This is a genomic window from Streptomyces sp. CoH27 (assembly GCF_020181035.1).
GTDB classification, from domain to species: Bacteria; Actinomycetota; Actinomycetes; order Streptomycetales; family Streptomycetaceae; genus Streptomyces; species Streptomyces camelliae.
Window position 1 is genome coordinate 70,444 of sequence record NZ_JAIQYY010000025.1, and the last position, 6,518, is coordinate 76,961.

Consider the following 6,518-nt stretch of genomic DNA (forward strand, 5'->3'; position numbering starts at 1 on the left):
GAGAAGCGGCTGCGCGCCGAGGGCGTCGACATCACCATGCCGCTGCCGAGGACCCCTGAACGAACGCTACTTCCAGGCCACCGACCCCAGCGACGTGACGCTCCGGTTCGTCGAGTGGGTCAATCGCCCAGCCCCGAGAACACCTCAAGCCCCACCGTCCCATGGTGATCCGGCCCCGGCCCGGCGACGCCCCCACCAGGGCCGTGCGACATCCCGCAACCACGCAAAGGACCCCGAAACCTTGTCCCCTGACCCGACCACCGTGCACCCGCTGCCCGCCCACGACCGCGTGGTGTTCCTCAACCCGCTGGTCACCTCACCGAACATCACCGTGGGCGAGTACACCTACTACGACGACCCGGACGGCGCCACGGACTTCGAGCACCGCAACGTCCTCTACGCCTACGGGCCGGAGCGCCTCACCATCGGCAAGTACTGCGCGATCGCCACTGGAACCACCTTCCTGATGGCCGGCGCCGAGCACCCGACCATGGGCGTCTCAACGTACCCGTTCACCATGTTCGGCGGCCGGTGGGCCGAGCAGACGCTGGACATCGTCACCGCCATGCCCAGCCGCGGCGACACGGTGATCGGCAACGACGTCTGGTTCGGGTACCGGGCGACCGTCATGCCCGGCATACGGATCGGCGACGGCGCCATCATCGCGGCCGGCGCCATGGTCACCGCCGACGTCCCGCCCTACACGATCGTCGGCGGCAACCCGGCCAGACCGATCCGGCAACGCTTCACCGACGCCGACATCGAGCGGCTGCAGCGCGCCGCGTGGTGGGGCTGGCCCGCCGACCTGGTCACCGAACACGCCCGCACCATCATGGCCGGAACCCCGGCCGACATCGAACGCATCGCCACCGAGCACAATTTGGGGAAGTCCCTTTGAACCACGTACCCCAGATATCCATCGAAGAGCACACAGTGGCCGACCAGGCAGCCGGACCCTACGCCCTCACCACGGGACCCGACGGCGCCCTGTGGTTCACCCTCGTCCACAGCGGCCGGATCGGCCGCCTCGTCCCCGGCGAGGAGCCCACCAGCCACCGACTCGACCTCGACAGCGGGCCGACCGTCATCACACCCGGCCCCGAGGGTGCGCTGTGGTTCACCGAATACCGGGCGGACCGGATCGGGCGAATCACCACCGACGGCGTCATCGACGAATTCGACGTGCCCACCCCCGGTTGCGGACCGTTCGGCATCGCGGCGGGACCCGACGGCGCGCTGTGGTTCACCCAGACCGCCGCCGACCGCATCGGCCGCATCACCGTTGACGGCCACCTCACCCAGTTTCCGCTGCCCGCCACCGGCGCGTTTCCTTCAGCGATCACCACTGGCCGCGACGACGGCATGTGGTTCACCCTCAACCAGGCCAACGCCATCGGTCGGATCGACATGAACGGTGAGATCACCCTCCATCCTCTGCCGACAAAGGACGCAGCGCCGGTGGGGATCGCCGCGGGCCGCGACGGAACTCTGTGGTTCGTCGAGATCGCCGCCGGGCAGATCGGCCGGATCACTACCGACGGGCAGATCACCGAGTTCCCGTTGCCCGACCGCGCCGCCCGACCACACGCCATCACCGTCGACGAACAGGGCACCGCATGGTTCACCGAATGGGGAGGCAACCGCGTCGGCACGATCACCCTCGACGGCTCCGTCACTATCCACGACCTGCCCACCCCCCACTCCGAACCACACGGCATCACCGTCGGCCCCGACGGCGCCCTGTGGACCGCGCTGGAGATCGGCGCACTCGCCCGCATCGCCCCGCTGGACAGCACAGCCTGAACCAACCACCCCCACAGGAGTAACCACAGAAGCGCGGGAAACCGACCCCGCAACCTCACCCCGAACCCGCGGGTCCACCCCCTAACATCAGGGCATCGGATCAGGGCCCGGGGCGATCTCGCGGGTGACGGAACCCGCGGCGTGCGCGTTCTGGCTGCGACGCCGGGACGGCGCGGGTTCGTCAAGGTGTCTTCGGGTGCGGGATGTCCGCCGGCCTGTCGTGCGCTGTGCCGGCGGACTCGGTGCGTGAGAGTGCGGCGAGGAGCCGCAGTTTCTCGTCGCTGTCGCTGTCCTTGTCGGGGTAGTAGACGACGAGGATGACATCGTCGATGGGGAGTTTGTCCCGGTGGAGGCGTAGTTCACCGACGACGGGGTGGTGGACCGTGGTCGTGCCTCCGTCGAGGCTGCGGACGTCGTGGCGGGCCCACAGGGTACGGAACCGCTGACTGGACAGTGCGAGTTCTCCGACGAGCTCGACGAACCGGGGGTTGTCGGTGTCGTCCCCGATGGTGGTGCGAAGGGTGGCGATGAAATCGGCGGTGGCTTTCGTCCAGTCCTGGTGGAAGGCTTGTTCCTCAGGATCAAGGAGGAGAGACCGCAGCCGGTTCTGGCCGGGCCGCAGCCGGGGGGAGAGCGCGACGGCCATGGGGTTGGAGGCCAGGACATCGAACGCGCGCCCTTCGACGAACGCGGGGATCTGAAGGTGGGCGAGCAGCTCGTGCACCCGCGCCGGTACGTGCTCGGGCCGCTTGCGGCGTGGCGCCCTGGGGCGTGCCGCCGCGAGGCCGAGCAGATACGTCCGCTCGATGTCGTCGAGCCGCAGGACGCGCGCGAGTGATTCGAGCACCTGGGGTGAGGGGTTCTTGTCACGGCCCCGTTCCAGGCGCAGGTAGTAGTCGGGACTGATTCCGGCGAGCAAGGCGACTTCCTCACGGCGCAGGCCGGGCACGCGGCGGTTGCCGCCGGGCGGGAGTCCTGCCTGCTCCGGGGAGACCAGCTCACGCCGGGCACGGAGGTAGCTGCCGAGCCGGTTGCCGGATTCCTCATCCTTCATACCGACACCGTAACGCGGTGCGCGTGTCTCAAAGGGGCCCTGGCAGGACCAGGGAAGACGGGGGCCCCGCCACACCCAGCGAATGCCGTCAAGACTGCGGTGACACCGATTTGAAAGAGACAGAGAACATCACCGTCTGCGCCGCGGGCCTGAACGCCGTCGGCGCCCTGGACTGAAGGGAAGATCTCGTGGATCTCTCCAACCGCACCGTTCTCATCGTCGGCGGAACCTCGGGTATCGGGCGAGAGCTGGCCCGCCGGTTCGCCGCAGCGGGCAGCACCGTGGCCGTTGGCGGCCGTAGCCCAGAGGCACTCTCGGAACTCGACGGGGAAGGTTTCGGCACGTTCGGTATCGACGTCACGGACAGTGCCTCCGTCACATCTCTTCGTGACGCCGTGCTCGCCCGGTACCCCGAGCTGGACACCGTGGTGACCATGTCGGGGGTCATGCTCCTGGAGGACCTGCGCGACCCCGCGCACTTCGAGGTGGCAGAGACGACGATCGACACCAACCTGCTCGGCACCATTCGGGTCATCGACGCCTTCACCCCCCACCTGGTCCAGCGGGGCGCCGGCACCTTCATCACCGTCACCTCCGGAATCGCCTTCCTGCCGTTTCCGCCCATGCCCAGCTACGCCGCCTCGAAGGCCGCAGTGCACGCCTACTCCGAGGCACTGCGCGCGCAGCTCGACGGCACCGGTGTCGGCGTCGTCGAGCTCGTCCCCCCGGCCGTCGCCACAGCAGGTCAGGGAAAGGTGAACCCGCACGCGCTGCCGCTCGACGACTTCGCCACCGAGGTCATGCACCTGCTCTCGGAGAACCCCACCCCTCACGAAATCCTCGTGAAGGGCGTCCTCATGCACCGCTGGGCCGAACGCGACGGCACCTACGACGACCTCGTCGCACAGCGCTCCCAGGCCCTGGCCATGCTCCCCAGCCGCAAAGGATGACACCCTTCCCCCGCCGGCAGCCTCCTCGCTCATCGCCCCCGGGCGGCCAACGGGCAGCCACACGTCCTGGATTCGAACCCCGCCCCCGCGACCCACCCTGCCGGGCGGCGACGGTTCAGCGGCGGACGTCTCCGGGGGCGAGCAGACTGGTGAGTTCGGCGATGGCCTCCGGGGAGGGCTTGAAGTAGCGGCGGACGTTCTCCGGCTTCTCGTGCCGGGACTTCGCCATCAGCATCAGCGCGAGGCGCCCTGCTCGCCGAGGTGGGTCAGGGCGGAGTGACGGTACTCGTGCAGGTCCCAGCCCGTTCCCGGCCCGCGTACGGCGGTGTGCTCATCGAGGAGGGTGCCGGCCTGACCGTAGGAGAGGCGGGCCAGGCCGGTGTCCGGGCACACGTCGCGCGGGCTGATGACCTTCCCCGGGCCTGGGCGGCGGTGGGTGACGAACACCGGTCCGCGGGTGCGGCCACGCAGCAGGCGGGACAGGAGCCGGGCGGTGCCTGCGTCCCAGTAGACGGTCTCCAGCACGCAGTCCTCGCGGGCCTGTCCGCGGCGGCGGGCCTTGCTCCGGGCGCCCTTGGCCTTGACCGGGCAGCGGCGGGCGGCGAGGTCCAGGTCCTCGATGTTCACGCCGAGGATCTCCTCGGACCGCCCGGCGGTCTCGTAGAGCATCCGCCACAGCGTCTTCTCCCTCAGGTGGACCTCGCGCCGGGCGATGAGCCGGTCCACGGCCATCTTCGAGCGGGCCTGGGTCTCGGAGTCCGGAACAGCCAGCCGCTTCGCCCAGGGCGGGACCGCCGGGGCGTCGTAGCCGTACTCCGCGCACCAGGCCAGCCAGGACAGCACCGCCGCCCGGCGGGCGTTCCAGGTGTTGACCGCCGCGGTACCCCACAGCAGCTCCAGGGCCTCGCCGATCTCGTCGTCCGCGACCGACCCCAGCGGGCGTGCCTCTCCGATCCGCTCGGCGGTCTTGCCGACCCCCGTCGAGTAGCTGCGGACGGTGTTCGGATTGCGGAGCGAGTCGAGGAAGGCGTCGGCCGCCGCGCGGACGGTCAACTCCTTGCTGGCCGGCAGTTGCACGATGCTGGGCACCGCTTCCCCCTTGCCACGGATAACAGGACCGCTTCACGCATGGCCCGGAGAACATCACTCCAGGTGACGAACCAAGCTCCCGCAGATAATGGGGCGTTATCGGTGGGACGACTTCAGACGGGTCCGGGAGTCGACGCCCCGTCAGCCACCCCCCAGGGCCGACGAGGGCTTAGCGCACGATCTGACACGGATGTTCCTCAACCCCCGTCACGCCCCGGCCCGGATTCGGAACCTGATAACGCCCGTTGGAACGCCACCGGACGCGACGATTGTGAACATCGCGCTCCCGCACATTCAAGTTGCGCTCAAATTCAGCACGACCGACCTGACTTGGGGGGTCAGCGCCTACACGCTCACGCTCGGCGGCCTGCTGCTGTTCGGAGCGCGGGCCGGAGACATCCTCGGCCGCCGCCGGATGTTCATCACCGGCATCCTGCTGTTCACCTTCGCCTCGCTGCTGGGCGGTCTCGCCCAGGAACCCTGGCAGCTGCTGGCCGCACGGGCCCTGCACGGTGTGGGCGGCGCGACAGCCTCGCCCACGTCGCCGGCGCTCATCACGACGACCTTCCCCGAAGGCCCGGAACGGAACCGGGCCTTCGGTGTGTTCGCCGCCGTCTCCGCGGGCGGCGGTGCCATCGGCCTGCTCGCGGGTGGCATGCTCACCGACTGGCTGGACCGGCGGTGGGTGCTCTTCGTCAACGTGCCCATCGGCATGCTGATCGCGGCGCTCACTCCGCTGTACATCAGCGAGTCGGAGCGGCATCCGGGGCGCTTCGACATCACGGGAGCGCTGGCCTCGACGGTGGGCGTGGCCTCGCTGGTGTAGGGGTTCATCCGGGCCGCGGAGAACGGCTGGCGCGACGGACTCACCCTCAGCTCGCTCGGCGCGGCCGTGGTCCTGCTGCTCGCCTCCATTCTCACCGAGACGCGAAAGACGTCCTCGGCTACAGCGGCGTCAAGGCCGGCCTGGCCTTCTTCCCCGTGACGGTCGCGATCGTGGTCGGCGCGGGCCTGTCGCAGTCCCTGCTGCCGAAGCCAGGCCCGAAGCCGTTCATGATGGCCGGCTCGGCGCTCGTGGCGATCGGGCTGGTCTGGCAGACGTTCATCCGTCCGGACAGCTCTTACCTCGGCGGAGGGCTCGGACCGATGCTGGTGTTCGGCTTCGGCATGGGCCTGAACTTCGTGACGGCCACGGTGACCGCCGTGTCCGGCGTCGCCCAGCACGAGGCGGGCGCGGCCTCGGGTCTGCTCAACGCGATGCAGCAGGTGGGCGGTTCGTTCGGGTTGTCCATCCTGCCGACCGTCTTCCCGGCCAGCAAGGACGAGGCGAAGAAGCAGCTGCCGAAGGTCCCTGCCAACGGTTCGCCGGAGCAGAAGGCGCACTTCGCCAGGACGCACCAGCTGCCCGCGCCCTGGGGCCACGACGTGCTCGCCCACGGCATCTCCAGCGCCTCCGTCCCGGCCGCCGCGATGGCCACGCTGGGGTTCGTGACCGCCTGGCTCGTGCTCAGAGTGCGTAGGAGCGATCTCGAAACGCTCGCCGGCATGGCGGGCCCGGGCACGGGCTGACCCCTTCCGGACCGCGCGGAGCCGCGGCCTGCCGGACCGCCGCCCGGGGACGG

At 69.7% G+C, this 6,518-nt stretch carries 4 protein-coding genes and 2 pseudogenes; 4 read left to right on the top strand and 2 right to left on the bottom strand.

The genetic code is table 11. From position 1 onward, the window contains the following. The first annotated feature begins 241 nt into the window (after positions 1-241). Together LE548_RS34845 and LE548_RS34850 are read left to right on the top strand one after the other, a co-directional pair. Positions 242-898, top strand: coding sequence for a CatB-related O-acetyltransferase (locus tag LE548_RS34845; protein WP_225101030.1), 657 nt, complete (start codon positions 242-244; stop codon positions 896-898). Next, positions 895-1,803 (top strand): virginiamycin B lyase, encoded by a 909-nt coding sequence (locus LE548_RS34850; RefSeq protein ID WP_225101031.1) that lies wholly within the window; start codon positions 895-897, stop codon positions 1,801-1,803. Before LE548_RS34845 ends, LE548_RS34850 begins: the two co-directional genes overlap by 4 nt. 181 nt (positions 1,804-1,984) lie before the next feature. Here the strand turns inward: LE548_RS34850 and LE548_RS34855 are convergent, their stop codons facing one another. After that, positions 1,985-2,857, bottom strand: coding sequence for a helix-turn-helix transcriptional regulator (locus tag LE548_RS34855; protein WP_225101032.1), 873 nt, complete (start codon positions 2,855-2,857; stop codon positions 1,985-1,987). 188 nt (positions 2,858-3,045) lie between these two features. Between LE548_RS34855 and LE548_RS34860 the strand changes: the two genes are divergently transcribed. Next, positions 3,046-3,807 carry an SDR family oxidoreductase gene (locus LE548_RS34860; protein ID WP_225101033.1) on the top strand — a complete coding sequence of 254 codons (762 nt, stop codon included), beginning with the start codon at positions 3,046-3,048 and terminating at the stop codon, positions 3,805-3,807. Between the two features lie 115 nt (positions 3,808-3,922). Here LE548_RS34860 and LE548_RS34865 read toward each other — a convergent pair. Continuing rightward, positions 3,923-4,896, bottom strand: a pseudogene (locus LE548_RS34865) (tyrosine-type recombinase/integrase). Positions 4,897-5,119: 223 nt separating this feature from the next. On the opposite strand from LE548_RS34865, the pseudogene LE548_RS34870 reads away from it, so the two are divergent. Further along, positions 5,120-6,465, top strand: a pseudogene (locus LE548_RS34870) (MFS transporter). The last annotated feature ends 53 nt before the right edge of the window (positions 6,466-6,518 follow it).